Source organism: Pseudomonas sp. GM24, from assembly GCF_000282235.1.
Taxonomy (GTDB): domain Bacteria; phylum Pseudomonadota; class Gammaproteobacteria; order Pseudomonadales; family Pseudomonadaceae; genus Aquipseudomonas.
Genome location: NZ_AKJR01000306.1, coordinates 68 through 2,045 on the forward strand (window position 1 = coordinate 68; position 1,978 = coordinate 2,045).

Genomic DNA, 1,978 nt, shown 5'->3' on the forward strand with positions numbered 1-1,978 from the left:
GGGAACGATCAAGATCGCAGAAAGAGTTGAGTGAGAGTTTGTATGTACAGCCTTGAAGACCTGCTCCACCTGATGAACCGTCTGCGCGATCCTCAGTACGGTTGCCCGTGGGACATCAAGCAAACCTACGCGACCATCGTTCCGCACACCCTCGAAGAAGCCTACGAAGTGGCCGATGCCATCGAACGCGGCGACTTCGATCATTTGCAGGGCGAGTTGGGCGATCTGCTGTTCCAGGTGGTGTATTACAGCCAGTTGGCCAAGGAAGAAGGGCGCTTCGAATTTGCCGGGGTGATCGACAGCATCACCCGCAAGCTGATTCGTCGTCATCCTCATGTCTTTCCAACGGGCGATCTGTATGCACCGCTCGATGTGCCGCGCTTGAGCGAAGAACAGGTCAAACAGCGCTGGGAAGAGATCAAGGCAGAGGAGCGTGCGGAGAAATCTGCCGCGCCCGAGCAACTGTCATTGCTTGATGATGTGCCGGCCACGTTGCCGGCGCTGTCGCGTTCGGCCAAATTGCAGAAGCGCGCCGGCCAGGTCGGTTTCGACTGGCCGGATGCCTTGCCGGTGCTCGATAAGGTGCGCGAAGAACTCGACGAAGTCCTCGAAGCCATGTCCGAAAACGATCCCGTCGCCGTGGCTGACGAGATCGGCGACTTGCTGTTTTCCGTGGTCAACCTGGCCCGGCACTTGAAGGTTGACCCGGAAACCGCGCTGCGTGGCGCCAACGGCAAGTTCGAAAGACGTTTCCGATTTATCGAACAGGCATTGCGCGACACCCACCGTCCCATAGAAGATTGCACCCTCGAAGAGTTGGACGCCCTGTGGGGTGAAGCCAAACGTCAGGAAAAGAATTTGCCCGGCTGCGGCTGAGCCACTGCCCAAGTGAGTAAGCACCATGAGTATTTCCCTTCGCGACCAGTTGCTCAAAGCAGGATTGGTCAATCAAAAGCAGGCCAAACAGGTCAGCAAAGACAAGCAGAAGCAGCAGCGCCTGGCGCACAAAGGCCAGATCGAACTGGATGACTCGCAGCAGCGCGCGGCTCAGGAAGCCATGGCCGAGAAGGTCAAGCGTGACCAGGAGTTGAACCGCCAGCAGAAAGAGAAAGCCGAGGCCAAGGCGCGTGCAGCGCAGGTCAAGCAACTGATCGAAGTCTCGCGTCTGCCGAAGCTGACCACGGAGGATTACTACAACTTCGTCGACGACAAGAAGGTCAAGCGCATCTCGGTCAACACGCTGATGCGCAACAAGCTCAGCAGCGGTTCGCTGGCGATCGTGCACCATGGCGGCGGCTACGAAGTGATCCCGCGTGAAGCGGCCCTGAAGATCCAGGAGCGCGATCCGCAGCGTATCGTCCAGCTCAACGTGCAGACTGAAGAGGTCAGCACCGAGGACGATCCTTACGCGGCGTATCAGATCCCTGATGATCTGATGTGGTAAATCGATAAAGCTGTAACAACGACAAACCCCGCTCATGGCGGGGTTTGTCGTTTTCAATGCTGTGGTTGAATCAGGCGGATTTCAGATCCCGCTGCTGTTCTTGCACTTCCAGTTCGGCCTTGTAGTTGTGGGCATCGATCTCGTTGTGGAACATGCCGACCAGCAAGTCTTGTTGATGCACATCCCAGATGCGGATACCGGCGGCTACGCCTTCGTGGGACATGTGTGAATCGTCGCGTTCAGTTACTTTTACAGTCATCTGCTAGCTCCAAATCTCAAGTTATCTGCAGCAAGGCGTGTGCAGGACTCTGTTATAGAATTTGTTAGCCTGCTAAGTAAACGGCTGATTTGTGCAAGGTGTTGTTGCGTTTTTTGCAACAGTGCTGCAGCCCGCGTAATCCGCGACATTCGGTCGCAGGGCGGTAAGTTTCATGACAGAAGTTTCATCTCCAGAACGCTCTGGATCCCTGTCTTTTGATCGTTCCCACGCTCCGCGTGGGAATGCCTCTGGGGACGCTCCGCGTCCAGTGACGC

3 protein-coding genes are annotated in these 1,978 nt (G+C 56.4%); 2 read left to right on the top strand and 1 reads right to left on the bottom strand.

Annotated elements, in window-relative coordinates; all coding sequences use genetic code 11:
* The first annotated feature begins 42 nt into the window (after positions 1-42).
* Entirely contained in the window at positions 43-876 is an 834-nt protein-coding gene (mazG, locus tag PMI23_RS27250; RefSeq protein WP_007917475.1) for a nucleoside triphosphate pyrophosphohydrolase, read from the top strand.
* Between the two features lie 25 nt (positions 877-901).
* Complete coding sequence (locus tag PMI23_RS27255; protein ID WP_007917474.1) at positions 902-1,444, top strand: DUF2058 domain-containing protein; 543 nt, start codon at positions 902-904, stop codon at positions 1,442-1,444.
* A gap of 70 nt (positions 1,445-1,514) precedes the next feature.
* Here PMI23_RS27255 and PMI23_RS27260 read toward each other — a convergent pair whose 3' ends face one another.
* On the bottom strand, positions 1,515-1,703 hold the full coding sequence (locus tag PMI23_RS27260; RefSeq protein WP_007917473.1) for a hypothetical protein: 189 nt from the start codon (positions 1,701-1,703) through the stop codon (positions 1,515-1,517).
* Between the last annotated feature and the right edge of the window lie 275 nt (positions 1,704-1,978).